This is a genomic window from Acidovorax sp. GW823-FHT01C06 (assembly GCF_058798375.1).
Window position 1 is genome coordinate 218666 of the sequence record NZ_JBXAKN010000007.1, and the last position, 24498, is coordinate 243163.

Sequence of the window (24498 nt, forward strand, 5' to 3'; positions counted from 1 at the left end):
CTCAGAACACCTCGAACACGCCTGCGGCACCCATGCCGCCGCCAATGCACATCGTCACGCACACGCGCTTGGCGGCGCGGCGCTTGCCTTCGATGAGCGCATGGCCCGTGAGGCGCTGGCCCGACACGCCGTAGGGATGGCCCACGGCAATGGCCCCCCCGTTCACGTTCAGGCGGTCCGCCGGAATGCCCAGCTTGTCGCGGCAATAGATCACCTGCACCGCGAAGGCTTCGTTGAGCTCCCACAGGTCGATGTCGTTGACCGTGAGACCCAGCTTCTTGAGCACCTTGGGCACGGCGAAGACCGGGCCGATGCCCATCTCGTCGGGTTCGCAGCCCGCCACCGCGAAGCCCAGGAAGCGGCCCAGGGGTTTCAGGCCCTTCTTGCTGGCGTACTCCTCGCTGGTCACCACGCAGGCGCCCGCGCCGTCGGAAAACTGGCTGGCATTGCCGGCCGAGATCAGGCCGCCGGGCAGCGCCGAGCGCAGGCCCTGGATCGCCTCGACAGTGGTGCCTTCACGCGTGCCTTCGTCCTTGCTCACCGTGACCTGCCTGGTGATCAGGCCCAGTGTCTTGTCGGCCACGCCGGCAGTGACGGTGATGGGGGCGATCTCGGCGTCGAAGAGGCCGGCGGCCTGCGCCGCGCAGGCCTTTTGCTGGCTGGCGGCACCGTATTCGTCCATGGCTTCACGGCCGATGTTGTAGCGCTTGGCCACCTGCTCGGCGGTCTGCAGCATGCTCCAGTAGATCTCGGGCTTCTGCTTGGCCAGGGCCAGGTCCTGGATCATGTGCAGGTTCATCTCCTGCTGCACGCAGGAGATGCTCTCCACGCCGCCGGCCACGAACACGTCGGCTTCGCCCGCGATGATGCGCTGGGCGGCCAGGGCGATGGTCTGCAGCCCGGAGGAGCAGAAACGGTTCACCGTCACGCCCGAGCTCGTGATGGGCAGGCCGGCCTTGAGCGCGATCTGGCGGGCGATGTTGCTGCCGGTGGCGCCTTCGGGCGTGGCGCAGCCCATGATGACGTCATCGACATCGGCGCCGTCGATGCCGGCGCGCGCCACGGCGTGCTGCACGGCATGGCCGCCCAGCGTGGCGCCGTGGGTCATGTTGAAGGAACCCTTCCAGCTCTTGGCGAGCGGGGTGCGGGCGGTGGAAACAATCACTGCGGAGGTCATGGGGAAATCCTTTCAGGGGGTGGAACGCACCCGTGGCGGCCTGCGGCCTGCGCACGCGGTGCGGCTTCGCATCGATGTCAGTTGAACGCCTTGCCTTCTGCGGCGAGTTTGGCCAGCAGCGGGGCGGGCTTCCAGAACGCCGCATCGTCGTTGGGGTTCTTGGCAAAGCGGTCCATGGCCTGCACCACGTTGAACAGGCCCACTTCGCTGGCGTAGTGCATGGGGCCGCCACGGTGGATGGGGAAGCCGTAGCCCGTGAGGTACACCATGTCGATGTCGCCCGACTTGCTGGCAATGCCGTCTTCCAGGATGTGCGCGCCTTCGTTGACCAGGGCGAACACCAGGCGCTGCACGATCTCTTCGTCCGAAATCTTGCGCGGCGTGATGCCCAGTTCCTTGCGGTGGTCTTCGATCATCTTGTTGACCAGGTCGCTCGGGATCGCATCGCGCTTGCCGGCCTGGTAGTCGTACCAGCCCGCGCCTGTCTTCTGGCCAAAGCGGCCCAGCTCGCAGAGTTTGTCAGCCGTGCGGCTGTACTTCATGTCGGCGCGCTCCACGGCGCGGCGCTTGCGGATGGCCCAGCCGATGTCGTTGCCGGCCAGGTCGCCCATGCGGAACGGACCCATGGCAAAGCCGAACTTCTCGACCGCCTTGTCCACCTGCTGCGGAGTGCAGCCTTCGTCCAGCAGAAATCCTGCCTGGCGGCTGTACTGCTCGATCATGCGGTTGCCGATGAAACCATCGCACACGCCCGAGACCACGGAAGTCTTCTTGATCTTCTTGCCGATGGCCATCACGGTGGCCAGCACATCCTTGGCGGTTTGCTTGCCGCGCACCACTTCCAGCAGCTTCATCACGTTGGCGGGGCTGAAGAAGTGCATGCCCACCACGTCCTGCGGGCGCTGGGTGAAGGCGGCGATCTTGTCCACGTCGAGCGTGGAGGTGTTGGAGGCCAGGATGGCACCGGGCTTGGCCACGGCGTCGAGCTGCTTGAACACGGCTTCCTTCACGCCCATCTCTTCGAACACGGCCTCGATGATGAGGTCGCAGTCCTTCAAGTCGTCGTAGCTCAGCGTGGTGCTCAGCAGGGCCATGCGCTGCTCGTACTTGTCCTGCTTGAGCTTGCCCTTCTTGACCTGGGCTTCGTAGTTCTTCTTGATAGTGGCCACGCCACGGTCCAGGGCTTCCTGCTTCATCTCCAGGATCTTGACGGGGACGCCCGCGTTCAGGAAATTCATGGAGATGCCGCCGCCCATGGTGCCCGCGCCGATCACGCCCACCAGCTTGATGTCGCGCTTGGGGGTGTCGGACGGCACGTCGGGAATCTTGCTGGCCGCACGCTCGGCCATGAACAGGTGGCGCAGCGCGCGCGACTCGGCCGTCCACATCAGGTTGATGAAGATCTCGCGCTCGACCAGCATGCCTTCGGCAAACTTCTTCTTCGTGGCGGCTTCGACCGCGTCCACGCACTTGGCGGGCGCCGGGAAGTTCTTGGCCATGCCCTTGACCATGTTGCGCGCGAACTGGAAGTACGCGTCGCCTTCGGGATGCTTGCAGGGGAAATTGCGCACCAGGGGCAGCGGACGGGCGTCAGCCACGCTCTGGGCGAAGGCCAGGGCTTCCTGCGCCAGGGACTCGGCGGACGCGGCCATCTTGTCGAACAGCTTCTGGCCTGGCACGCCACCAATCATTTCGCTCTTGACGGGCTCGCCGCTCACGATCATGTTGAGCGCCGCCTCCACGCCGATCACGCGCGGCAGGCGCTGCGTGCCACCCGCGCCGGGGATCAGGCCCAGCTTGACTTCCGGCAGCGCGATGGCGCAGCCAGGCGCGGCAATGCGGTAGTGGCAACCCAGAGCCAGCTCCAGGCCACCGCCCATGGCGACCGTGTGCATGGCGGCGACGACGGGCTTGGCCGAGTTCTCGATGGCGGCGATCACCGACAGCAGGTTGGGCTCCTGCAGCGACTTGTCGGTGCCGAACTCCTTGATGTCGGCCCCCCCGGAGAAGGCCCCGCCAGCGCCGGTGATGACGATGGAAGTGACCGCTGCATCGGCATTGGCACGGCCGAGGCCGTCCACGATGCCCTGGCGGGTCGCCAGACCGAGTCCGTTGACGGGGGGATTGGCCATGGTGATCACGGCAACGGAGCCGTGGACTTTGTATTCAGCGGTCATGGTGCTGTTGTTCCTTGGAGAGTGAAAAAGAACGATCGTGCGTTTTTATTGTAGAGACTTCGCGCGGCGCTGGCGTGTCAATTTGTCCCGGTGGGGACATGGCTCCTGGCCGCCAACCCGTCTCTTCGGGCAAAAAAAGAGGCGCCAGGTCAGTCCAGGCGCCTCTCTCGGCCAATCACAGGCTGTAGCAGGGCTCATGGCCTTTGAATCGGACGCGGCCAAGGCCAGCGCTCCCGCGCAAGGGCCGCCCCGCCGCGCTGGGAGCGCCCCCTCCGTGGGGGGATGGCGCGAAGCGACTCAGGGGGGCCTTCATACCTCCAGCCATTCCTTGCGGATGTAGTTGTCGGCCCGCAGGCTGTCCGGCGTGCCCTGGAAGACGATGGAGCCATGCCCCATCACCAGCGCGCGGTCCGAGATCTTCATGGCGATGGTCAGCTTCTGCTCGATCAGCAGCACCGAGATGCCGCGCGCCTTGATGGTCTGCAGGTACTGGCCCACCAGCTCGACGATCTTGGGCGCCAGGCCCTCGGTCGGCTCGTCGATGATGATCAGGTCCGGGTCGCCCATGAGCGTGCGGCACAGCGTGAGCATCTGCTGCTCGCCGCCGGACATCACCCCCGCCTCGGTGTGCTGGCGCTCCTTGAGGCGCGGGAACATCTCGTACATGTCGTCGAACGACCAGCGGCTGCCCTTGCCGTTGCCCTTCTGGCCGAGCAGCAGGTTCTGGTGCACGGTGAGGTTGGGGAACACGTCCCGGCTCTCGGGCACGTAGCCCAGGCCCAGGTGGGCGATCTCATAGGCCTTCTTGCCATTGAGGTCCTGGCCCTTGAACTGCAGCGTGCCCTCCCAGTCCACCAGTCCCATGATGGCCTTGGCGGTGGTGGAGCGGCCCGAGCCGTTGCGCCCGAGCAGCGCCACGATCTCGCCGGGCTGCACGTCGAAGCTCACGCCATGCAGCACATGGCTCTTGCCGTAGTAGGCGTGGAGATTGTCTATTTTCAGCATAAGTCAGTGTCCCGCGCCCTGCTCGTCGGCCACGGCCGATCCCAGGTAGGCCTCCTGCACGCGCGCATTCGCGCGCACCTTCTCGGGTGTATCGAAAGCGATCACCTCGCCATACACCACCACGGCGATTTTGTCGGCCAGGCCGAAGACCACGCCCATGTCGTGCTCCACCGTGAGCAGGGTGCGGCCCTCGGTCACCTCCTTGATCAGGTGGATGAAGCGCGTGGTCTCGCTCTTGCTCATGCCGGCCGTGGGTTCGTCCAGCAGGATCACGTTGGCGCCGCCCGCGATGGTGATGCCGATCTCGAGAGCGCGCTGCTCGGCATACGTGAGGTTCATGGCCAGCGTGTCGCGTTTCTTGTCGAGCTTGATCATCTCCATGAGCTGCTTGGCGCGCTCGTTGGCGTCGTGCAGGTTCGACAGGAAACGCAGGAAGGTGTAGCGGTAGCCCATGCTCCACAGCACGCCGCAGCGCAGGTTCTCGAACACCGAGAGCTTGGGAAAGATGTTCGTGATCTGGAAGCTGCGCGACAGCCCCTTGCGGTTGATCTCGTACGGTGCCAGGCCGTTGATGCGCTGGCCGTTGAGGATCACGTCCCCACTGGTGGGTGCGAAGCGCCCGCTGATGAGGTTGAACAGCGTGGACTTGCCCGCGCCGTTGGGGCCGATGATGGCCACGCGTTCGCCCGGAGCGACCGCCAGGTTCGCGCCACGGATGATTTCCGTCTTGCCAAAGCTCTTGCGCAGGTCGCGCAGTTCGAGCGCATAGGTATTGGTTGCGTTGTCAGCCGCCATGTTTACAGCGCCTCCCCACGCTTGATTTCATGTTCGATCTCTTCCTGGATCGTGCTCCACTGGCGCACGAACTGGCGACGGCAGAGTTCAAAGAGTCCAAAGCCCGTGACCATCACGAAAATGGCGCCGAACCAGCTCGTGAAGCCCTTGGCATTGAGTGTCGCGCCCAGGAACGTCAGCTCAGGCCCCAGCGCTGCGTTGAGCTGCAGGTGGTAGGTCATCTCGATCATGCAGGCCGCACCCATCACGCCCACCAGCGCCGTGCCGGCCAGGGCCAGGTAGGAGCTCCAGAGCGGGCGCAGCTTGCCGTACTTGGCCAGCCGCAGGTTCATCATGATCAGGCTGGCGATGCCGCCGGGCGCATACATCACCATGAACAGGAACACGAGGCCCAGGTACAGCAGCCAGGCCTTGGACAGCTCGGACAGCAGCACCGACGCCAGCACCAGCAGCACCGCGCCGATGATGGGCCCGAAGAAGAAGGTGGCACCGCCCAGGAACGTGAACAGCAGGTAGCCGCCGGAGCGGATCACGCTCAGGCTGTCGGCGCCCGTGATGATCTCGAAGTTGATGGTGGCCAGCCCCCCGCCAATGCCCGCGAAGAAGCCCGCGATGATGAACGCGAAGTAGCGCACGCGCTGCGTGTTGTAGCCGATGAACTCCACGCGCTCGGGGTTGTCGCGCACGGCGTTCAGGATGCGGCCCAGCGGCGTGCCGGTGAACGCGAACATGGCGGCGGTGCAGACGAAGCAATAGGCTGCGATCAGGTAGTACACCTGCATGCCCGAGCCGAAGTTCAGGCCGAAGAAGGCCTTGCCATACACGCGGTCGGTGGTAATGCCGCCCTCCCCGCCAAAGAACTCAGGGAACATCAGCGCCATGGAGGCGACCAGTTCGCCAATGCCCAGCGTGATCATGGCGAAGGTGGTGCCCGACTTCTTGGTCGTCACGAAACCGAGCAGGATGGCGAAGAACGCTCCGGCCAGGCCGCCGACCAGCGGGATGAACACCAGGGGAATGTTGACCGAGCCCTTGGTCGCCATGTTCATCGCGTGGATGGCGATGAACGAACCCAGCCCGGTGTACACCGCGTGGCCGAAACTCAGCATCCCCCCCTGCCCCAGCAGGATGTTGTAGGACAGGCAGATGATGATCAGGTAGCCGATCTGCGAGAGCATGGTCAGCGCCAGGCTGCTGCGAAACAGCATGGGCGCGACGATGAGCATGACCGCGAACAGGGTCCAGATCATGAACCGGCCCACGTTCCACGGCTTGAACCGGTAGTAGGAGGTGGCGCTGGAAACAGCGGGGGTGGTTGTCGTAGTGGAATTCATGGCATCAGTCCTCCCGCGTGCCCAGAAGGCCCTTGGGGCGGAAGATCAGGATCAGCACGAGGAACAGATAGGGCAGGATGGGCGCCACCTGGGAAATCGTGAGCTTGAGCAAGGGATAGCCGAAGGTCTGGTCGGTCACCGCCACGCCCACGGCCTGGAAGACATGGATCAGCGAATAGTCGAGCGCCACGGCGAAGGTCTGCACCAGGCCGATGAGCAGCGACGCGAGGAAGGCCCCCGCCAGCGAGCCCATGCCGCCGACCACCACCACCACGAAGATGATGGAGCCCACCGATGCCGCCATCGCGGGCTCGGTCACGTAGGTGTTGCCGCCGATCACGCCGGCCAGGCCGGCCAGCGCGGCGCCGCCGCCGAACACCAGCATGAAGACGCGCGGCACGTTGTGGCCCAGCGCTTCCACCATCTCGGGGTACTTGAGTGCCGCCTGGATCACCAGGCCGATGCGTGTGCGCGTGAGCAGCAGCCACACGGATACCAGCATCAGCAACGCCACCAGCATCACGAAAGAGCGCGACTTGGGAAACTGCGTGCCATACAGGGAGAACAGGGGTCCCTGCAGTTGCTCCGGAAGGCCATAGGGCACGGTGGAGCGTCCCCACACCAGCTGCACCACTTCAAGAATCAGGTACGAAAGGCCGAAGGTGACCAGCAGTTCGGGCACGTGCCCGAATTTGTGCACCCGGCGCAGGCAGTAGCGCTCGAAGGCGGCGCCCAGCGCGAACACGACGAGCGGGGCCAGCACCAGCGCCGGCCAGAAGCCCACCACCCCGGAGATGGTGAACGCGAAATAAGCCCCCAGCATGTAGAAGCTGGTGTGCGCAAAGTTGAGCACCCCCATCATGCTGAAGATCAGCGTGAGGCCCGAGCTCAGCATGAACAGCAGGAGCCCGTAGCTCACGCCGTTCAGCAGGGAAATCACGAAAAACTCAGGATTCATTGGAATTTTTCATTGCAAGGTAAAAAAAAGGCCCGAGTAGGTCGGGCCTCGAAGCGATGGAACCGGATTTATGGGCGCTTCATCTGGCACGACGTGGGCGTGCTGGCCACATAGGGCTCGTAGTACTTCACAGGGACGAAGGTGTAGCCGGTGTTCTCCGAGTCGATCGGGAACTTGGCGCCCGCCTTTTCCCACTTGGAGATGAACAGGCCCTGCTGCAGCTGGTGGTCGGTCTTGCGCATCTCGACCTCGCCGTTGAAGCTCTTGAACTTCATGCCTTCGAACACGGCGGCCACCTTGACCGGGTCGGTGGACTTGGCCTTGGCGAAGCCTTCGGACAGCATGGTGAACGCGTGGTACACGGCACCGGTGTACATGTCGTCGTTGAACTTCTTCTTGTAGTCCACCACGATCTTGTTGAGCTCGCCCGGCAGGTTCATGTGCGCATAGGCCACCATGTACACGCGGCCCGCCGCGGCGGCGCCCATGGCCGTGGGGCTGCCGGTGACGGAACCGTAGTAGGTGTAGAAGTTGACGTTGTTCAGGCCCGCGTCGTTGGCCGCCTTGATCAGCAGCGCCAGGTCGGAACCCCAGTTGCCGGTGATCACGCTGTCGGCACCCGACTGCTTGATCTTGGCGATGTAGGGCGAGAAGTCGCGCACCTGGGCCAGGGGGTGCAGGTCGTCGCCGACGAACTGCACGTCGGGGCGCTTGCGCTGCATCATTTCCTTGGCGAACTTCGCCACCTGGTGGCCGTGCGAGTAGTTCTGGTTGATCAGGTAGACCTTCTTGACTTCAGGCAAGTCCTTCATGTAGGTCGTCAGCGCTTCCATCTTCATGGAGGTGTCTGCATCGAGACGGAAGTGCCAGTAGCTGCACTTGCTGTTCGTCAGGTCGGGGTCCACGGCCGCGTAGTTCAGGAACAGCACTTCCTTGCCGGGATTGCGCGCGTTGTGCTTTTCCAGCGCGTCCATGATGGCAAGGGCCGGACCGGAACCGTTGCCCTGCACCACGTAGCGTGCGCCCTGGTCCATGGCCGAACGCAGGGCGCTCGTGGTCTCCTGGGGGCTGAGCTTGTTGTCGATGCCGATGATCTCGAATTTGACACCCGCCGGGTTCTTCTTGTTGAACTCTTCAGCGATGAACTGGAAGCTCTTGAGCTGGTTCGTTCCCACTGCCGCCATCAGGCCGGAGAGCGGGTCGAGCCAGGCGATCTTCACCGTCTCGCCCTTTTGAGCGAATGCCCCGCCAGCGCTTGCCAACAGTACCGAGGCTGCTACAGCCTTAATAGCAAATTTCATGGTCTTGTCTCCTTGTAAATCAACACAACGCAGCGTACCGCGTTGCAACAAAGCGATGCTCAGGGATTGCCCCTACCAGCGTCGCACACGTGACTGGAATCGGTGTCACCCCCTGTGGCGCTGCGCGCCTTCACCCTCTCTCGCTGCGCGGGAGGGGGACGCACCCGGTGGCCCGGCAAAGCCGGTTCCACGGGTGCACTGGCCTGGTCTGGTCTGCGCCGGATTCGACGGCCACGACGACGGCGATGCACTGAGGCCACCGCCGTCAAGCTTTCTTCAAAGGCCCGGAAGCTTGTAGTCCTTCAATTGCTCGCGCAATTTGGTCTTGAGCATCTTGCCGGTGGCGCCCAGTGGAATGGCCTCGACGAACACCACGTCGTCGGGGATCTGCCACTTGGCGGTCTTGCCTTCGTAGAAGGCCAGCAGCTCCTCGCGCGTGACCTCGGTGCCGGGGCGCTTGACCACGGCCACGATGGGGCGCTCATCCCACTTGGGATGCGGCATGCCCACGCAGGCCGCCATCGCAATCGCGGGGTGCGCCATGGCGATGTTCTCGATGTCGATGGAGCTGATCCATTCGCCGCCGGACTTGATCACGTCCTTGCTGCGGTCGGTGATCTGCATGAAGCCGTCGGCATCGATGGTGGCCACGTCGCCGGTGGGAAACCATCCCCGGCCCTGGGCATCCTGGATGAGCGGATGGCCGCCCTCGCCCTTGAAGTAGCTGTCCACGATCCACGGCCCCTTGACCAGCAGGTCGCCGTAGGTCTTGCCGTCCCAGGGCAGCTCGCTGCCGTCGCTGCCCACGATCTTCATGTCCACGCCGTAGATCGCGCGGCCCTGCTTCTGCAGGATCTTCATCTGGTCGTCCTTGGACATGGCCAGGTGCTTGTTCTTGAGCGTGCACAGCGTGCCCAGCGGGCTCATCTCGGTCATGCCCCAGGCGTGCAGAACTTCCACGCCGAAGTCTTCCTTGAACGCATGGATCATCGCGGGCGGGCAGGCCGAGCCGCCGATGACGGTGCGCCGGAGCGTGGAGAACTTCAGGCCGGCCGGCTTCATGTGGCCCAGCATCATCTGCCACACGGTGGGCACGCCGGCCGCGTAGGTGACCTTCTCGGATTCGATGAGTTCGTAGATCGACTTGCCATCCATGGCCGGGCCGGGGAACACCAGCTTGCAGCCCGTGAGCGCCGCCGAGTACGGGATGCCCCAGGCATTGACGTGGAACATGGGCACCACGGGCAGCACCGAGTCGCGGGCCGACAGGCACATCACGTCCGGCAGCGCGGCGGCATAGGCGTGCAGCGTGGTCGAGCGGTGGCTGTAGAGCGCGGCCTTGGGGTTGCCCGTGGTGCCGCTGGTGTAGCACATGCTCGATGCCGAGTTCTCGTCGAACGCGGGCCAGGCGTAGTCCGGCGGCTGCGCGCCGATCCAGGCTTCGTAGCTCGTGAGGCCGGGGATGCCGGAATCCGCGGGCAGCTTGTCCGCATCGCAAAGGGCCACCCATTTCTTCACCGTGGGGCACCGGGCATGCACGGCCTGCACCAGGGGCAGGAACGTCACGTCAAAGCACAGCACCTGGTCTTCGGCATGGTTCATGATCCAGGCGATCTGGTCGGGGTGCAGGCGCGGGTTCACGGTGTGCAGCACCCTGCCGGAGCCGCTCACGCCGAAATACATCTCCATGTGGCGGTAGCCATTCCAGGCCAGGGTGGCCACGCGGTCGCTGAACGCGAGCTTGAGCTCGTCCAGCGCATTGGCCAACCGGCGTGCACGCGCGCCCAGATCGCGGTACGTGTAGCGGTGGATGTCGCCCTCGACCCGCCGCGACACGATTTCGGCATCGCCATGGTGGCGCTCTGCGAACTCGATCAACGACGAAATCAGCAACGGTTGGCTCTGCATCAGGCCCAGCATGTGTGCTCCTTGGATGTTGTGGTGAATGGAATGGTCATCGTAGCGCGGCGTGTCTCATTGCGGTGTCGCCCAGGGCAAGCGGACTGGCCGGCCGGCGCACATGCAACAGGGCCGCAGTGTGCGCGCGGCGGCCGCGCCTGCCAACACCTGTCGTCCCATTGACAAAGGCCAAGGGAATACCCTGAACGCCTGGCGTGGGCGGTGACAATCACGCCCATGCTCAGTTCCGCCCCCTCCGCCCCACGGTTCATCGCGGCCCAGCCCTGGTTTGCCAGCGTGCCCGCAGCCCTGCAGGAGCGCCTGCGCGCCGAGGTATTCGCCACGCACGGCGACAAGGGCGCAGTGATGATGCCGGCCGGCAGTGCCGTGCAAGGCTGGCACGCGGTGCTGTCCGGCCTGGTGATGCTCCAAAGCCCCGCCAGCCAGGGGCGCTCCTCGGCCTTCATCGGCGTGCCCGATGGCGAATGGTTCGGCGAAGGATCGGCCATGAAGCCCGAGCCCCGTCGGTACCACGTGGTCGCCCTGCGCCCCACCACGCTGCTGTGCCTGCCGCTGCCGCTGTTCGCAACGCTGCGCGAGAGCAGCCTGGCGTTCAACCAGTTTCTGGTGCTGCACCTGAACATGCGGCTGGGCCAGGCCATGACGATCATCGAGGCCGGACGGACCCAGTCCACCGAGCACCGCGTCGCGCTGTACCTGAGCCGCCTGTTCTGGCGCAGCACGCGGCGGCTGAACCTCACGCAGGACGAGCTGGGCCAGCTGGTGGGCCTGTCGCGCCAGACGGTGAACAAGGTGCTGCGCGCGCTGGAAGGCATGGGCATCGTGTCGCTGGACTTCGGACGTGTGGCCATCGTGGACGACGAGGCGCTGAACGCGTACCTCGCCGCCACCGCGGCGCGCTGACACCCTGCAGATCGCACTGGCACCCTCACCTTATTGCACACTCAGGCGCACGGCCTTCTGGTCGGCGTCGAACAGGAGCCGGCTGGGCCACGGCTTCCAGTTCTGGTTCACCGTCGCGTTGTTCGGATCTCCCGTGTGCACGAAGGCGCGCACGCTGTCCATCATGGCCTTGGAGAGCGCCAGGCGCCCTGGCTGGTTGGCCGCGCTGTTGGTGGCCCTGGCAAAGACCGAAGGCCCGAAGTTGCCAAACAGGAACGGCAGGTCGAACGCATGCGCCGCGCCGTACACGTCGTTCCAGGGCGCGGGCTGCTGCGCCCAGTTGAACTGGTAGCTCCATACCGCGGATTGCTGGCTGCGCAGGGTGTTGAGCAGGTTGTCGCGGCTCGGGTCGATGAACACGCTGCCCAGCAGGCGGGTGCGCGCGTTGTAGCCCGTGCCGGGCGCCGTCACGGGCAGATAGGAGGCATCCAGGATGTCGCCGGCCGTGAGCGTGGTGGGCGCGTCGGGGTTGAACTTCTGCATCATCGCGAAGCGGTCCGCGTCGGAAATCTTCATCCCTGGCTTGCCCCCCAGCAATGCCAGGAACGGCGCGAACAGCTTGCCCTCGTCCGCCGTGTAGCCGGACAGGACAGGCACCTTGTGATAGCGCCCGGCTCCCAGTTCGGCGATCGGATCGGCGGGCACCACCACGCCGTCGGGGATGGGGCCGGACCCGGTGAGCCCGTTCTTGAGCAGCGTCTGCAGGATCACGCTCGCATCCTTGCCGCGCAGGTAGCCGGCCACCTGGGAGGCGGGCCAGCCCGCGACCAGCGCCTGGGCCGCGGGCAACGCGGGCGCCAGGCCGTCGGCCAGCGCCAGATGCGCCAGCAGCATGCCGGACTGGGTGGCATACCGGGATGCAGGATTGAGCGTGGGAATGGAGCCGGGCGGCAGATTCGCCGCCAGCGAAATCCCCCCGCTCACCGGCAGGAGCTTGTGGAACAGCCCAGCAGCCTGGGGCGCCGTCAGCAGCGCCAGCGCATTGATGGCGCCCGCCGACTGCCCCATCAGCGTGACATTGCCCGCGTTGCCGCCAAAACCGGCGATGTTGTTCTGGATGAAGCGCAGTGCCTGCACGTTGTCGAGCAGGGCGTAGTTGCCCGTATAGGGCTGGCCGCCGCCGTGCAGCTGGGGCAGCTGCATGAACCCCAGCACGTCCAGGCGGTAGTTGGCGGTCACCACCACGGCATTGGCCGCGCGGGCCAGCGCCGCGCCGTCGTACACGGGATCGGCGGTGTAGCCCGAGATGGCGCTGCCGCCATGCAGGAACAGCAGCACGGGGAGGTTGTCCTGCGACGTGGCCGGGCGCCAGATGTTGAGCGTCAGGCAATCCTCGTTCCCCACGGGCGTGTTGAGCGTCTGGCCGATGGTGTCGTCGAACCGGTTGTTGGCGCCGGGACCGTAGATGCGGCCCATCTGCAGGCAGGCATTGCCGAACTGGCTGGCATTGCGTTCGCCCGACCACGCCACGGGCTCCACCGGCGGCTGCCAGCGCAGCTCGCCCACCGGCGGCCTCGCGAAGGGAATGCCCTTCCAGGCATAGGTGCCGGTGGCGGCGCTGTCGTCCACGCCACGCACCATGCCGTAGCGGGTTTCCCGCAGCTCGGGGGGCTTGCCGTCCGAACCGCCACACGCCGTTGTCGCCAACACCGACAGCACGGCGGCACTCCACCGCAGACACCACTGAAAATCGGGCATGTTTTGTCTCCTTTGGGGTTTTCAGGAATGGGGCGGGCCTCTCTGAAGCGTCACACTTGCGGCAGGGCCCGTCCTCAGCGACGATTGTGTGAATGCTTCGCCTTCGGCCCACTATCGCAACCTCGCCAAAACAGTGACTTCAGAACACCACCCTAGCGTTAACCCTGAGGGGAAAAACCACCCATGACCCCACGCACCAGTTCGGCCGCCTGGGTGCGGGGCATCGCGGACATGTTCGCGGCCGAGGGCCTGCCGGCCGCGCAGCTGTGCACCGAGGCGGGCATCGACCTGGCCGCGCTGCACCTGCCCCAGACCCGCGTCGACGTGGACCGCGTGAGCCGCCTGTGGGAGCTGGCCGCGGCGCAGTATGGCAAGCCGGGGCTGGGGCTCGACCGCAACCTCACCGGGCGCTACGGCAACGTGGATCTGGTGGGCTATGCGCTGGCGTCGGGCCCCAATCTCCTTGTTGGGTTTCAGCACCTGCAGCGACACATGGCGGTGATCTCGGACGCCACCACCTTCGAGATGGAGCGCGGGCCGCGCGGGTACTGGCTCGTCCTGAGCCACATCGGCGCCACACGGCCCATTCCGCGCCAGCGGGTCGAGTTCGCCGTGCTGACCCTGCTGACCCTGTGCGGCTGGCTGACGCGCCGCGAGCTCACGCCGCTGGCGGTCGAACTCATCACCCCGCCGCCCGCGGACGAGGCGCGCTACCGCTCCGCCTTCGGCCTGCTGCCGCACTTCAGCCAGCCCGCCAACCGCTTCCTGCTGGCCGAGGCCGACCTTCTGGCCCCCATTCCCACCCACAACCCCAGCCTGTGGGCCCTGCACGAAAGACTGGTCGAGACCGAACTGGACCACCTGGGCCAGACGCTGGCCAGCACGCGCGTGCGCACCGAAGTGGCCCGCATCCTGCACCTGGGCGAACCCCGCCGCGAAGACGTGGCGGCGCGCCTGCACCTGACCGACCGCACGCTGCAGCGGCGCCTGCAGGCCGAATCCGTGAGCTACCAGCAACTGCTGGACGACACGCGGCGCGAGCTGGCCGGCCAGTACCTGAGCGATGAGCGCCGCAGCCTGGCGGAGGTGGCCGATCTGCTGGGGTTCGCCGACCAGAGCAACCTGTTTCGGGCGTGCAAGCGCTGGTTCGGCATGCCGCCCGGCCAGTACCGGGCCCACGTACTGCACGCGGAGCCCGAAAGCACGGCATCCGAACAGGGCGCCTGAGAACACCCGGCGAACCCACGCGGGCCGCGCGGCGGCCTGCGCGCGGCGCAACGGGTTCCACCCTCCCCCACCCATGGCCCTGCCGGGGCCGGGGCATCACCGGTGCGAGACAATCGACCCCATGAACCTGCCCGCCGACAGCGACACCACCGCCGACATCGGCCTGGCCTGGAACCATGGTTTCGCGGCCCTGGGACCGGACTTTTTCACCGAACTGCGCCCGACCCCGCTGCCCGCGCCGCACTGGGTGGGAACCAGCGCCGCCGTGGCGCGGCTGATCGGCCTGGACCCTGCATGGCTGGAGAGCGACGAAGCCCTGCAGGCCTTCACGGGCAACGTGCTGCTCGCTGGCTCGCGGCCCCTTGCAAGCGTCTACAGCGGGCACCAGTTCGGCGTCTGGGCCGGCCAGCTGGGCGACGGCCGGGCCATCCTGCTGGGGGAAACCGCCGGCGGGTTGGAAATCCAGCTCAAGGGCGCGGGGCGCACGCCCTACTCCCGCATGGGCGACGGGCGGGCCGTGCTGCGCTCCAGCATCCGCGAATTCCTGTGCAGCGAGGCCATGCATGGCCTGGGCATTCCGACATCGCGCGCGCTGTGCATCACCGGCTCGCCCGCGCCCGTGCGCCGCGAAGAGATCGAAACAGCCTCCGTGGTCACGCGCGTGGCCCCCAGTTTCGTGCGCTTTGGCCATTTCGAGCACTTCGCCGCCAACGACCTGCAGCCACAGCTTCGGGCCCTGGCCGACTATGTCATCGACCGCTACTACCCTGAATGCCGGGACACCACCGAGGTCGGCGGCAATGCCTACGCCGCGCTGCTGCAGGCCGTGAGCGAGCGCACGGCCAGGCTGATGGCGCAGTGGCAGGCCGTGGGGTTTTGCCACGGGGTGATGAACACCGACAACATGAGCATCCTGGGCCTGACCATCGACTACGGCCCTTTCCAGTTTCTGGATGCCTTCGTGCCCGGCCACGTGTGCAACCACAGCGATACCCAGGGCCGCTATGCCTACAACCGCCAGCCCAACGTGGCGTACTGGAACCTGTTTTGCCTGGCGCAGGCGCTGCTGCCCCTGATCGGCGACCAGGAACTGGCCAAGCAGGCCCTGGAGTCCTACAAGAGCGTGTTCCCCGAGGAATTCATGGCCCGCATGCGCGCCAAGCTGGGGCTTGCGGGCGCCAGCGAAGGCGATGGGCAACTGATCGACGGCATCCTGCTGCTGCTCGCCCGCAACGGTGTGGACTACACGATCTTCTGGCGCCGCCTGTCGCATGCAGTGGCCGGGCGCGATTTCGAGCCCGTGCGGGACCTGTTTGCCGACCGCGCCGCCCTGGACCAGTGGTTGCTATCCTATTCAGAGCTGCTGGCGCTTGATGAGCAAGCGCCAGCGGCCGATTTGATGCTAAAAACGAATCCCAAGTTCGTCTTGCGCAACCACCTGGGCGAGCAAGCCATCCGTGCGGCGAAACTTGGCGACTTCAGTGAACTCCAAACCCTTCAGCGGCTGCTGGAGTACCCCTTCGACGAGCACCCCGGGCACGACGCCTACGCAGCCTTCCCGCCCGACTGGGCGTCTTCCATCGAGATCAGCTGTTCATCATGACCTACCCCGTCCAGAAGACCGAAGCCGAGTGGCAAGCCATCCTGCAGGGCAAGGGCGCCGAACCCGCCGCCCTGCAGGTGACGCGCCATGCCGCCACCGAACGCCCCTTCACCGGCAAATACGAGGCCCACTGGGCCGATGGCAGCTACCACTGCATCTGCTGCGGCGCGAAATTGTTCGATTCGGTGACCAAGTTCGATGCCGGCTGCGGCTGGCCCAGTTTCTCCGAGGCCATCCCCGGGGCGATCACCGAGATCGTGGACCGCAGCCATGGCATGGTCCGCACCGAGACAGTGTGTGCACAATGCGGGGCCCACCTGGGCCATGTCTTCGAAGATGGCCCCACCCCCACCGGCCTGCGCTACTGCATGAACTCGGCCTCGCTGGATTTCGAATCCGGCAAGGACTGAGCCCCGAGACCCGCCCCTGACCCCATGAAAATCCTGATCGACTTCTTCCCCATCCTGCTGTTCTTCGGGGCCTACAAGCTGTACGGCATCTATGTGGGCACCGCGGTGCTCATGGGCGCCACCGTCGCGCAGATGGCCCTGATCTACGCCATCGACCGGCGCCTGCAGACCATGCACAAGGTGACCCTGGTGCTGATCCTGCTGTTCGGCACGCTCACGCTGGTGCTGCAGGACGACCGCTTCATCAAGTGGAAGCCCACCGTGCTGTACGGCGCCATGTCCGTCGCGCTCGCGGTGGCGGTGTGGATCATGAAGAAGAACTTCCTCAAGATGCTGCTGGGCAGCCAGCTGACCCTGCCAGAGGGTGTGTGGCACCGGCTGAACGTCGCCTGGATCGTGTACTGCGCGTTCATGTCGGCCATCAACGCGTATGTCGTCGTCAACTTCAGCACTGAGGCCTGGGTGGACTTCAAGCTCTGGGGGTATGCCTTCCCGCTGGTCTTCCTGGTGGGCCAGGGCATCTATGTGGCGCCCCACCTCAAGGGCGACGAAGGCGATGAGCCCGCAGCCTGAAGGACGACCTGCCATGACCATACTCGCGCAGCAGATGCACCAGGCCCTGGCGGACCGCCTCACGCCCACGGCCCTGGAAGTGCTCGACGAAAGCGCCGCCCATGCGGGACATGCGGGAGCCAACGGCACTGGTTTCGGCACCCATTTCCGGGTCCGCATTTCGTCACCTTTGTTTACAGGCAAGGCCCGGGTCGCGCAGCACCGCCTTGTGTATGATGCGCTGCAAGAATTTATTGACCAAGGGGTTCACGCCCTTGCCATTGAAGTTCTCTGAACCGGCCCCCATGTCCCCAGTTGCCGGAACTCAGCTGGCAAACAACCTCTCATTTTTTGGATTCCGCATGAAGAAACAGCTCCTGTCCGGCCTCGTGGCCGCCGCCGTGCTGGGCACGATGGCCCTGCCCGTTTCCGCCCAGAATGTCGCCATCGTCAACGGCAAGGCCGTGCCGAAAGAGCGCGTCGAGGCACTCAAGCAGCAAGTGGAGCGCTCGGGCCGCCCCGTGACACCGGACATCGAAGGCCAGATCAAGGAAGAAGTCATCACCCGCGAAATCTTCATGCAGGAAGCGCAAAAGCGCGGCCTGGAAGGCTCGGCGGACTACAAGGCGCAAATGGATCTGGCCCGCCAGACCATCCTGATCCGCGAACTGTTCGCCGACTACCAGAAGAAGAACCCGGTGACCGATGCCGAGATCCAGGCTGAGTACGACAAGTTCGTCGCGGCCAACAGCGGCAAGGAATACAAGGCCAGCCACATCCTGGTGGAAAAGGAATCGGATGCCAAGGCCATCATCGCTTCCATCAAGAAGGGCGCCAAGTTTGAAGACATCGCCAAGAAGCAATCCAAGGACCCAGGGTCCGGTGCCAAGGGCGGCGACCTGGATTGGGCCAACCCTTCCAGCTATGTGAGTGAATTCACCGAAGCCCTGGTCAAGCTCGAAAAGGGCAAGATGACCGACGCCCCCGTGAAGAGCCAGTTCGGCTGGCACGTCATCCGCCTGGACGATGTGCGCCAGGCAGAACTGCCCAAGCTGGAAGAAGTGAAGCCCCAGGTGGCACAGCAGCTGCAACAGCAAAAGCTGGCGAAGTTCCAGGAAGACCTGCGCGCGAAGGCCAAGGTCGAGTAACGGGTCCCGCCGCATCGCATTGCTGCGATGCCCACCCGAAACGAACGCGGCCCAGGCCGCGTTTTTTCATGGTGGCATAGCGGTGTTTCTGTCGATGCCGCCGCATGCAACGCATGCATCAGCGCCCCCTGCTCCCCGCGCGCTAGCTAGCCCTTCGTCGTGATCCAGGCCACGGCCATCAGCAGTCCGATCATCACGGGCTGGTGCAGCATGTAGTAGCTCAGGCTCCACCGGCCCAGCAGTGCCAGGGGCTGAAAAGCCCCCGGAAGCCGCCCAAACGGCGCCCCTCCGGCCCGCGCCCTCGCCGCCATGGCCCATTGGCCAGCGGCCAACCCCCACCACAGCACGCCCAGCCAGGGCAGCACCGGCACGTAGTCCTCCGTGAACGGCTTGCGAGAAACCAGGCCCAGCCAGTTGAGGGCGCGTCCGTTGAACCACGGCGCGGCCTCGGACCATGCGCTGGCCAGAAGCTGCTGCGCCAGCGGCGGAAGCGCCACCGCCACCAGCCCTGCCAGCCACAGCCACCGCCCCCAGCCCGCCGTGCCTCGGGCGATGAGCAGCATCACCGCCATGCCGTGGAGCACGCCAAAATAGATAAAGCTGCGCGGGAACATCACGAACGACCCCGCGGACACCAGCAGCGCGCAGCCGGCGATCTGCAGCCATCGCCGCCCAAACCGTCGCCACCCCTGCCCCTGCTGAAGTGCGATGGCCTGCCCCAGGCCGGCACAGAACAGGAACAGGCTCACGATCGCCGTGCGCTGCAGGGTCCAGACCGGATCGCCCCGGAAATCCTGGGGCCAGAAACCCAGATGGCTCAGGTCAAAGCAAAAATGAAAAACCGTCATCCACACCATCGCCAGGCCGCGCAGGGCATCGACGCTGTCATAGCGCGGCGACGAATGGGAAAACGAAGCAGGCAAAGGGGAAGGCACGCGGTTCATTGCATTGCAGGCGAAGGGGCGGCGAGCGGTGATGGGGGTGCGGATGGCAGCTCGCCACGGCGAGCCCCGATGGTACGGAAATCCGATGCCGCCGCGGCAGCCGCGTGGAACCGCAACCAGGAACCGGGAAAACCAGCAGGCAAGAAAAAAGGCCCTGCAGCATGTGCTGCAAGGCCTTCAAACATTGGTCGGAGCGGCGGGATTCGAACTCGCGACCCTCTGCTCCCAAAGCAGATGCGCTACCAGGCTGCGCTACGCTCCGACAGCTCGTATTCTAACCCGGGAATTTGCCTGTTTTTTGCTCGATGCCCGCTTTTTGTGATTTTTCTGAAAGCAATTCATGGGGACCGGCACCGACAGGTATCACACCCCGTGCGAAGCAGCGCGCGGTCACGGGAACAGCAAGAAAACCAGCGGACCTCAAGCCCAGGGGATCAGCGGTTGCTGGAAGGGCCAGGGCCGCGGCCGGCCAGATGGCGGAAGGTGATGCGCCCCTTGGTCAGGTCATAGGGCGACATTTCCAGGGATACCTTGTCACCCGCCAGGATGCGGATGTGGTGCTTGCGCATCTTTCCGCCGGTGTATGCGATCAGTTGGTGACCGTTGTCCAGCGTGACGCGAAAGCGCGAGTCGGGCAAGACTTCCGTCACGGAGCCTTGCATTTCAATGAGTTCTTCTTTGGCCATGTTCTATCTCTTCAAAACAAATATTCTGTGATCGGCGCCTGATTCGTGCATCCACCACGGCAGCTACCGCGTGGGACGGTGCTCGACACACGGTGCATTGCGGGCGGTGGGAGTCGCTGCACCCGGGGCGCAGATCAGGCAGAGGGCCGGGGGAGACGGCGTCAATGGACAGGCAGAGCGCTGTGCAAAGCCTGTCGATTGTACCGCGATGTGCAGCAATCTGCCTACGGCCTTGCCTGGGCGGCCGGGGCCGCCTGCGCACGAGGCGCCCGGGGCGGTGCAGACATGCCATCTTCGGCGCGCCCCTGCACGGCCACGGCGAGGGTCCGCACCAGATCGGTCTGGGTGATGACGCCCGCCAGGCGGTCTTCTTCGTCCACGATGGGGATGTGGTGGTGGCCCCCCTGCGAAAACAGGGGAACGAGGTCCATGGCGTGCTGCCCGGTCCGGGCCACCTGAACCGGGTGGGACATGATCTGGTCCACCGCAGTGGGCTGGCCGCTGCGGCCCATGACCAGCGCACGCAGGCGCTGGCCCAGGCCTTCATGCAGGTCCAGGTTGGCGAGCCGCATGAAATCCGCCACGGTCACGATCCCGATGACCTGCCGCTGCATATCGACCACGGGCAGCGCCTTGATCTGCTCGCTGCGCATCAACGTCCATGCCTCCTTGAGCGAGACACCCGCCTCCACCGCGAACGGAGGCTTGGACATGATGTCCACACAGCGCACATCTCCCAGCGTGCGCTGGAACGCGGCACGCCCCGCCAGATGGAGCAGGCCCTCCAGGTCGGCCCGGCTGACATCGAGCACCTGGTTGTAGTGGGCCAGCGCCGTGTCCACGTCAGAGGCGGTGAACGCGCCTTTGGCGACGTGGGTTCTGGGCGCCACCCGCTGTGGATGAGGATACCGGCGCCCGGTGAGACCGTTGTAGACCATGGCCGCGATCAGCAGGATCACGACATTGAACAGAATGGGAAACACGGCCAGATGCAAGCCATCGCCCGCCGTCAGCACCACATACAGGGCCATGGCACCGCCCGGCGGGTGCAGGCAGCGCAGCGGCACCATGAGCGCAATGGCCAGTCCCACGGCCAGGGCGCCGGATATCACGGGGTCAGGCACTGCCGCCGAGCACAACGCCCCCACCAGCGCCGACAGCGTGCTGCCGCCCAGCACCGGCCACGGCTGCGCCAGGGGACTCGACGGCATGCCGAACACCAGCACGGCGCTGGCCCCCAGGGACGCCACCATCCAGGGGCCCGAGGCCGCATCGCCCGCCCACCACCGGCTGAGCAATGCCGTGATGAGAACCCCGATCACGGCACCGGCGATAAAGCGCAGGCGTTCACGCCCGTCGATGCCCAGCGGCGCAGGCCAGAAATTGCGAAGCCAACGCAGGGTCCGGACATACGCAGATGCGTCTGCCCCCTCCATGGCGGCAGAAGAAGACACGGAATGATCGGAGTCGGATGGGGGCATGGAGCAGCAGCAGCGGTTCGCGGCAACGCAACCGCTTCAGGGCGGAGTCCCTCGCCGTCACGAGGGGCATGAGGCGCGGGCGTTCGAAAGGAGGTTCTGGACAACCCCTATTTTGCCGCCTTCATGCCAGGCGATCCCGGGGCGCCCCACCAAGCCCCCATCGCTGTGCCCCCGGTACGGGTAAGCCATAGGTTTCCTGCAGGGGACGTTGGGGTAAATTGCTTTAAGCCTAAACAAAGGAGCTCCATTCCATGACCACCCGCCGCCTCGTCATCAGCCGCAGCGCCGCCCTCGTTGGCGCCGCATCCACGGGCCTGTTGCTGCCCTCCATCGTGCGTGCGCAAAGCGGCAAGGTACGGGTGGGTTTCATGCTGCCCTACACGGGCACCTTCGCCCAATTGGGGGTGGCCATCGAGAACGGCGTGCGCCTGGCCATCGACCAGCAAGGCGGCAAGCTCGGCGGGCGCGAGATTGAGTGGTTCAAGGTGGATGATGAGTCCGAGCCCAGCAAGGGCGTCGAAAACGCCAGCAAGCTGGTGCAGCGCGACAAGGTGGACGTGCTGATCGGCACCGTGCACTCGGGCGTGCAGATGGGCATCCAGAAGGTGGCGCGCGACACCGGCGTGCTCAACCTCATCCCCAACGCGGGCGTGCATGCCGCCACGCGCGCCCTGTGCGCCCCCAACGTGTTCCGAACCTCCTTCAGCAATTCCCAGCCCACGCTGGCCCTGGGCAAGGCCATGGTCGAGAAGGGCCACAAGAAGGCCGTCTGGATCACCTGGAAGTACGCGGCCGGCGACGAGGCCTTCGAAGGCTTCAAGCAAAGCTACACCGCCGCGGGCGGCACCATCGTCAAGGAGCTGGGCCTGCCCTTCCCCAATGTGGAGTTCCAGGCGCTGCTGACCGAGATCGCCGCGCTCAAGCCCGATGCCGTGGCCTGTTTCTTCGCCGGCGGGGGCGCCGCCAAGTTCATCCGGGACTACGCGGCGGCAGGCCTCAAGGACAAGATTCCGCTGTACGGGTCGGGCTTCCTGACCGAAGGCGTGCTGGACGCCGCGGGCCCTGCGGCCGACGGCATCATCACCACCATGCACTACAGCGATTCGCTGGACACGCCGCGCAACAAGCAGTTCCGCCTGGAGTACGCCAAGGCGTTCCGCAGCCAGCCCGACGTCTACGCGGTGCAGGGCTACGACACGGGCCTGCTGCTGGTGCAGGGCGCCAATGCCGTGAAGGGTGATCTGTCTGCCAAGCCCGCCGTCATCAAGGCCATGGAAAACGCCACCATCGACAGCCCGCGCGGCAAGTGGACGATGAGCAAGTCGCACAACCCGGTGCAGGACATCTACCTGCGCCGCGTGGAGAACAAGGAAAACAAGGTGATCGGCGTGGCCGCCAAGGCCCTGGCCGACAGCGGCGCAGGATGCCGAATGGGCTGAAGCCCCCGCGCGCCGCGGACGGCCCGCCCAAGGCGCGCCCCGCCTTCCGTGGCGGCAACCCGCGACTTTGACACAATGCACCAAGGGGCTGCCCGGGGGCAGGCCCGTCTGCCGTGCGCCCGGACTTTGCGGCCACCTTCCTCGAACCTCCTTCCATGTCGCTCAGTACCTACCTGCTTTACCTCGCCGCAGTGGCCCTGCTGGTCCTGTCCCCCGGACCGACGATGCTCATGTGCATGACCAGTTCCCTGCAGCACGGCCCGCGCAAGGCCCTGGCCGCGGCGGCAGGCAGCGTGACAGCGGTTCTGGGCACGATGCTGCTGTCCGCCCTGGGGCTGGGGGCGCTGCTGGCGGCCTCCGAAACCGCATTCTGGGTGCTCAAGGCCGCGGGCGCGGCCTACCTGATCTGGCTTGGCATCAAGACGTTCCGCAGCCAGACCACGGTGTTCGACCACATGCCCGCGAAGGGCGACCAGTCCAAGGCCACGGCCTTTGCGCGCAAGCTCTACGTCCAGGGGTTGATCGTGGGCGGCAGCAATCCCAAGGCGTTGCTGTTCTTCACCGCGTTCTTTCCCCAGTTTCTGGATCCGGCAGCGGCGTGGGCGCCACAGTTTGCCGTGCTGGCAAGCACCTTTGTCGCCTTTGAATTCACGGTGCTCACGCTGTGCGCCCTGGGCGTGGCGCGCCTGGCACCGGTGCTGCGTTCAGGCACCCGCATGCGCTGGTTCAACCGCGTCTCGGGCGGCCTGTTCACGTTGATGGGCACGCTCCTGCTGGCCACGCGCCGCGCCGCCTGACCCTTGCGCCAGCACGCCATGGACTTCGCCACTTTCCTGATCCAGCTGCTCAACAGCGTGCAGTACGGGCTGCTGCTGTTCATGCTGGCGGCGGGCCTCACCTTGATCTTCGGGATCATGGGCGTGGTGAACCTCGCGCACGGAAGCTTCTACATGCTGGGGGCCTACCTGGGCTATTCGCTGTCGGGCTACTTCGGCAGCCTCACGCTCGCCATCCTTGGCGGCACGGTGCTGGCCGTGGTCTTTGGCCTGGCCCTGGAGTGGCTGCTGTTTCGCCACTTCTACCACCGCGACCACCTGGACCAGGTGCTGCTCACCTTCGGCCTCATCTACATCTTCGAGGAACTGCGCTCCATCCTCTGGGGCGACGACGTGCATGGCGTGGCGATTCCGCCGGTGCTGGAATGGTCCATCCCGCTCACCGACACCCTTTCCTACCCCGTGTACCGGCTCTTCATTTCCGGGGTCTGCATCGCGCTGGCGCTGGCCCTGTACCTGCTGATCTCCAGGACCCGGCTGGGCATGAAGATCCGCGCCGGCGCGTTCAACCGCGACATGGCCGAATCGCTGGGCGTGAACATCAAGCTCATCCATGCCATCGTGTTTGCCCTCGGCGTGGGGCTGGCCGCCGTCGCGGGCATGGTGGCCGCGCCGGTGTCCAGCGTCTATCCCAACATGGGCTCCTCGGTGCTCATCATGTGTTTCGTGGTGGTGGTGATCGGCGGCATCGGTTCCGTGCGCGGCGCACTCATCGCGGCGCTGCTGGTGGGCTTTGTCGATACATTCGGCAAGGTGCTCTTGCCCTCCATGGCCGGGATGCTGGTCTATATGCTGATGGCGGCTGTGCTGCTGTGGAAACCTGAAGGTCTTTTCAAGCAATGATGCCCCCCACGTTCATCACTTC

22 protein-coding genes and 1 tRNA gene are annotated in these 24498 nt (G+C 65.5%); 10 read left to right on the plus strand and 13 right to left on the minus strand.

Features of this window, described 5'->3' with window-relative positions:
* Position 1: 1 nt before the first annotated feature.
* From AC1RCS_RS16150 to AC1RCS_RS16185, 8 genes are all read right to left on the minus strand, one after another.
* Positions 2–1177 carry an acetyl-CoA C-acyltransferase gene (locus tag AC1RCS_RS16150; RefSeq protein WP_218294768.1) on the minus strand — a complete coding sequence of 392 codons (1176 nt, stop codon included), beginning with the start codon at positions 1175–1177 and terminating at the stop codon, positions 2–4.
* Between the two features lie 77 nt (positions 1178–1254).
* Complete coding sequence (locus tag AC1RCS_RS16155) at positions 1255–3354, minus strand: 3-hydroxyacyl-CoA dehydrogenase NAD-binding domain-containing protein (protein WP_492245372.1); 2100 nt, start codon at positions 3352–3354, stop codon at positions 1255–1257.
* 309 nt (positions 3355–3663) lie between these two features.
* Positions 3664–4359 (minus strand): ABC transporter ATP-binding protein, encoded by a 696-nt coding sequence (locus AC1RCS_RS16160; RefSeq protein WP_218294766.1) that lies wholly within the window; start codon positions 4357–4359, stop codon positions 3664–3666.
* Positions 4360–4362: 3 nt separating this feature from the next.
* The gene (locus AC1RCS_RS16165) at positions 4363–5154 is read right to left on the minus strand and encodes an ABC transporter ATP-binding protein (RefSeq protein ID WP_218294765.1); all 792 of its coding nucleotides are present in this window, start codon (positions 5152–5154) and stop codon (positions 4363–4365) included.
* 2 nt (positions 5155–5156) lie between these two features.
* On the minus strand, positions 5157–6488 hold the full coding sequence (locus AC1RCS_RS16170; RefSeq protein ID WP_218294764.1) for a branched-chain amino acid ABC transporter permease: 1332 nt from the start codon (positions 6486–6488) through the stop codon (positions 5157–5159).
* Positions 6489–6492: 4 nt separating this feature from the next.
* Positions 6493–7446 (minus strand): branched-chain amino acid ABC transporter permease, encoded by a 954-nt coding sequence (locus AC1RCS_RS16175; RefSeq protein ID WP_218294763.1) that lies wholly within the window; start codon positions 7444–7446, stop codon positions 6493–6495.
* Between the two features lie 68 nt (positions 7447–7514).
* The gene (locus AC1RCS_RS16180) at positions 7515–8747 is read right to left on the minus strand and encodes a branched-chain amino acid ABC transporter substrate-binding protein (RefSeq protein ID WP_218294762.1); all 1233 of its coding nucleotides are present in this window, start codon (positions 8745–8747) and stop codon (positions 7515–7517) included.
* A 276-nt stretch (positions 8748–9023) separates the two neighbouring features.
* Positions 9024–10667, minus strand: a complete 1644-nt coding sequence (locus tag AC1RCS_RS16185; RefSeq protein ID WP_492245373.1) for a 3-(methylthio)propionyl-CoA ligase — start codon at positions 10665–10667, stop codon at positions 9024–9026.
* Positions 10668–10883: 216 nt separating this feature from the next.
* Between AC1RCS_RS16185 and AC1RCS_RS16190 the strand changes: the two genes are divergently transcribed.
* Positions 10884–11570, plus strand: a complete 687-nt coding sequence (locus AC1RCS_RS16190) for a Crp/Fnr family transcriptional regulator (protein WP_218341101.1) — start codon at positions 10884–10886, stop codon at positions 11568–11570.
* A 30-nt stretch (positions 11571–11600) separates the two neighbouring features.
* On the opposite strand, the gene AC1RCS_RS16195 is transcribed toward AC1RCS_RS16190, so the two are convergent.
* Positions 11601–13307 carry a carboxylesterase/lipase family protein gene (locus tag AC1RCS_RS16195; RefSeq protein WP_218294759.1) on the minus strand — a complete coding sequence of 569 codons (1707 nt, stop codon included), beginning with the start codon at positions 13305–13307 and terminating at the stop codon, positions 11601–11603.
* A 183-nt stretch (positions 13308–13490) separates the two neighbouring features.
* Between AC1RCS_RS16195 and AC1RCS_RS16200 the strand changes: the two genes are divergently transcribed.
* The 6 genes from AC1RCS_RS16200 to AC1RCS_RS16225 all read left to right on the plus strand — a co-directional run bounded on the left by AC1RCS_RS16200 (position 13491) and on the right by AC1RCS_RS16225 (position 18247).
* A complete protein-coding gene (locus tag AC1RCS_RS16200) occupies positions 13491–14534 on the plus strand; it encodes an AraC family transcriptional regulator (RefSeq protein WP_218341100.1) in 1044 nt (347 codons plus the stop codon).
* A gap of 121 nt (positions 14535–14655) precedes the next feature.
* Positions 14656–16137 (plus strand): protein adenylyltransferase SelO, encoded by a 1482-nt coding sequence (locus AC1RCS_RS16205; protein WP_492245374.1) that lies wholly within the window; start codon positions 14656–14658, stop codon positions 16135–16137.
* A complete protein-coding gene (gene msrB / locus AC1RCS_RS16210) occupies positions 16134–16547 on the plus strand; it encodes a peptide-methionine (R)-S-oxide reductase MsrB (RefSeq protein ID WP_218294756.1) in 414 nt (137 codons plus the stop codon). The genes AC1RCS_RS16205 and msrB overlap by 4 nt, the downstream gene beginning before the upstream one ends.
* A 24-nt stretch (positions 16548–16571) precedes the next feature.
* On the plus strand, positions 16572–17120 hold the full coding sequence (locus AC1RCS_RS16215) for a septation protein A (RefSeq protein ID WP_218294755.1): 549 nt from the start codon (positions 16572–16574) through the stop codon (positions 17118–17120).
* 13 nt (positions 17121–17133) lie between these two features.
* Entirely contained in the window at positions 17134–17394 is a 261-nt protein-coding gene (locus AC1RCS_RS16220) for a BolA family protein (protein ID WP_492245375.1), read from the plus strand.
* Between the two features lie 67 nt (positions 17395–17461).
* Entirely contained in the window at positions 17462–18247 is a 786-nt protein-coding gene (locus tag AC1RCS_RS16225; RefSeq protein WP_218294753.1) for a foldase protein PrsA, read from the plus strand.
* A 146-nt stretch (positions 18248–18393) separates the two neighbouring features.
* Here the strand turns inward: AC1RCS_RS16225 and AC1RCS_RS16230 are convergent, their stop codons facing one another.
* The 4 genes from AC1RCS_RS16230 to AC1RCS_RS16245 all read right to left on the minus strand — a co-directional run bounded on the left by AC1RCS_RS16230 (position 18394) and on the right by AC1RCS_RS16245 (position 21313).
* On the minus strand, positions 18394–19191 hold the full coding sequence (locus AC1RCS_RS16230; RefSeq protein ID WP_492245376.1) for an acetyltransferase domain-containing protein: 798 nt from the start codon (positions 19189–19191) through the stop codon (positions 18394–18396).
* Between the two features lie 185 nt (positions 19192–19376).
* Positions 19377–19453: transfer RNA gene (locus AC1RCS_RS16235), tRNA-Pro, on the minus strand.
* Between the two features lie 172 nt (positions 19454–19625).
* On the minus strand, positions 19626–19877 hold the full coding sequence (infA, locus tag AC1RCS_RS16240) for a translation initiation factor IF-1 (RefSeq protein ID WP_218294751.1): 252 nt from the start codon (positions 19875–19877) through the stop codon (positions 19626–19628).
* Positions 19878–20101: 224 nt separating this feature from the next.
* Positions 20102–21313: an HPP family protein gene (locus AC1RCS_RS16245; RefSeq protein ID WP_492260948.1), complete on the minus strand. Its 1212-nt coding sequence runs from the start codon at positions 21311–21313 to the stop codon at positions 20102–20104.
* Positions 21314–21609: 296 nt separating this feature from the next.
* On the opposite strand from AC1RCS_RS16245, the gene AC1RCS_RS16250 reads away from it, so the two are divergent.
* The 3 genes from AC1RCS_RS16250 (at position 21610) to AC1RCS_RS16260 (ending at position 24476) form a co-directional block, all read left to right on the plus strand.
* Positions 21610–22797, plus strand: a complete 1188-nt coding sequence (locus tag AC1RCS_RS16250) for an ABC transporter substrate-binding protein (RefSeq protein WP_218294749.1) — start codon at positions 21610–21612, stop codon at positions 22795–22797.
* Positions 22798–22952: 155 nt separating this feature from the next.
* A complete protein-coding gene (locus AC1RCS_RS16255) occupies positions 22953–23594 on the plus strand; it encodes a LysE family translocator (RefSeq protein WP_218294748.1) in 642 nt (213 codons plus the stop codon).
* 18 nt (positions 23595–23612) lie between these two features.
* Positions 23613–24476, plus strand: coding sequence for a branched-chain amino acid ABC transporter permease (locus AC1RCS_RS16260; protein WP_218294747.1), 864 nt, complete (start codon positions 23613–23615; stop codon positions 24474–24476).
* Positions 24477–24498: the final 22 nt, after the last annotated feature.

Coding starts and splice junctions, on each gene's coding strand:
- AC1RCS_RS16150 (WP_218294768.1), bottom strand. CDS start 1,177: ATGACCTCCGCAGTGATTGTTTCCACCGCCCGCACCCCGCTCGCCAAG.
- AC1RCS_RS16155 (WP_492245372.1), bottom strand. CDS start 3,354: ATGACCGCTGAATACAAAGTCCACGGCTCCGTTGCCGTGATCACCATG.
- AC1RCS_RS16160 (WP_218294766.1), bottom strand. CDS start 4,359: ATGCTGAAAATAGACAATCTCCACGCCTACTACGGCAAGAGCCATGTG.
- AC1RCS_RS16165 (WP_218294765.1), bottom strand. CDS start 5,154: ATGGCGGCTGACAACGCAACCAATACCTATGCGCTCGAACTGCGCGAC.
- AC1RCS_RS16170 (WP_218294764.1), bottom strand. CDS start 6,488: ATGAATTCCACTACGACAACCACCCCCGCTGTTTCCAGCGCCACCTCC.
- AC1RCS_RS16175 (WP_218294763.1), bottom strand. CDS start 7,446: ATGAATCCTGAGTTTTTCGTGATTTCCCTGCTGAACGGCGTGAGCTAC.
- AC1RCS_RS16180 (WP_218294762.1), bottom strand. CDS start 8,747: ATGAAATTTGCTATTAAGGCTGTAGCAGCCTCGGTACTGTTGGCAAGC.
- AC1RCS_RS16185 (WP_492245373.1), bottom strand. CDS start 10,667: ATGCTGGGCCTGATGCAGAGCCAACCGTTGCTGATTTCGTCGTTGATC.
- AC1RCS_RS16190 (WP_218341101.1), top strand. CDS start 10,884: ATGCTCAGTTCCGCCCCCTCCGCCCCACGGTTCATCGCGGCCCAGCCC.
- AC1RCS_RS16195 (WP_218294759.1), bottom strand. CDS start 13,307: ATGCCCGATTTTCAGTGGTGTCTGCGGTGGAGTGCCGCCGTGCTGTCG.
- AC1RCS_RS16200 (WP_218341100.1), top strand. CDS start 13,491: ATGACCCCACGCACCAGTTCGGCCGCCTGGGTGCGGGGCATCGCGGAC.
- AC1RCS_RS16205 (WP_492245374.1), top strand. CDS start 14,656: ATGAACCTGCCCGCCGACAGCGACACCACCGCCGACATCGGCCTGGCC.
- msrB (WP_218294756.1), top strand. CDS start 16,134: ATGACCTACCCCGTCCAGAAGACCGAAGCCGAGTGGCAAGCCATCCTG.
- AC1RCS_RS16215 (WP_218294755.1), top strand. CDS start 16,572: ATGAAAATCCTGATCGACTTCTTCCCCATCCTGCTGTTCTTCGGGGCC.
- AC1RCS_RS16220 (WP_492245375.1), top strand. CDS start 17,134: ATGACCATACTCGCGCAGCAGATGCACCAGGCCCTGGCGGACCGCCTC.
- AC1RCS_RS16225 (WP_218294753.1), top strand. CDS start 17,462: ATGAAGAAACAGCTCCTGTCCGGCCTCGTGGCCGCCGCCGTGCTGGGC.
- AC1RCS_RS16230 (WP_492245376.1), bottom strand. CDS start 19,191: ATGAACCGCGTGCCTTCCCCTTTGCCTGCTTCGTTTTCCCATTCGTCG.
- infA (WP_218294751.1), bottom strand. CDS start 19,877: ATGGCCAAAGAAGAACTCATTGAAATGCAAGGCTCCGTGACGGAAGTC.
- AC1RCS_RS16245 (WP_492260948.1), bottom strand. CDS start 21,313: ATGGAGGGGGCAGACGCATCTGCGTATGTCCGGACCCTGCGTTGGCTT.
- AC1RCS_RS16250 (WP_218294749.1), top strand. CDS start 21,610: ATGACCACCCGCCGCCTCGTCATCAGCCGCAGCGCCGCCCTCGTTGGC.
- AC1RCS_RS16255 (WP_218294748.1), top strand. CDS start 22,953: ATGTCGCTCAGTACCTACCTGCTTTACCTCGCCGCAGTGGCCCTGCTG.
- AC1RCS_RS16260 (WP_218294747.1), top strand. CDS start 23,613: ATGGACTTCGCCACTTTCCTGATCCAGCTGCTCAACAGCGTGCAGTAC.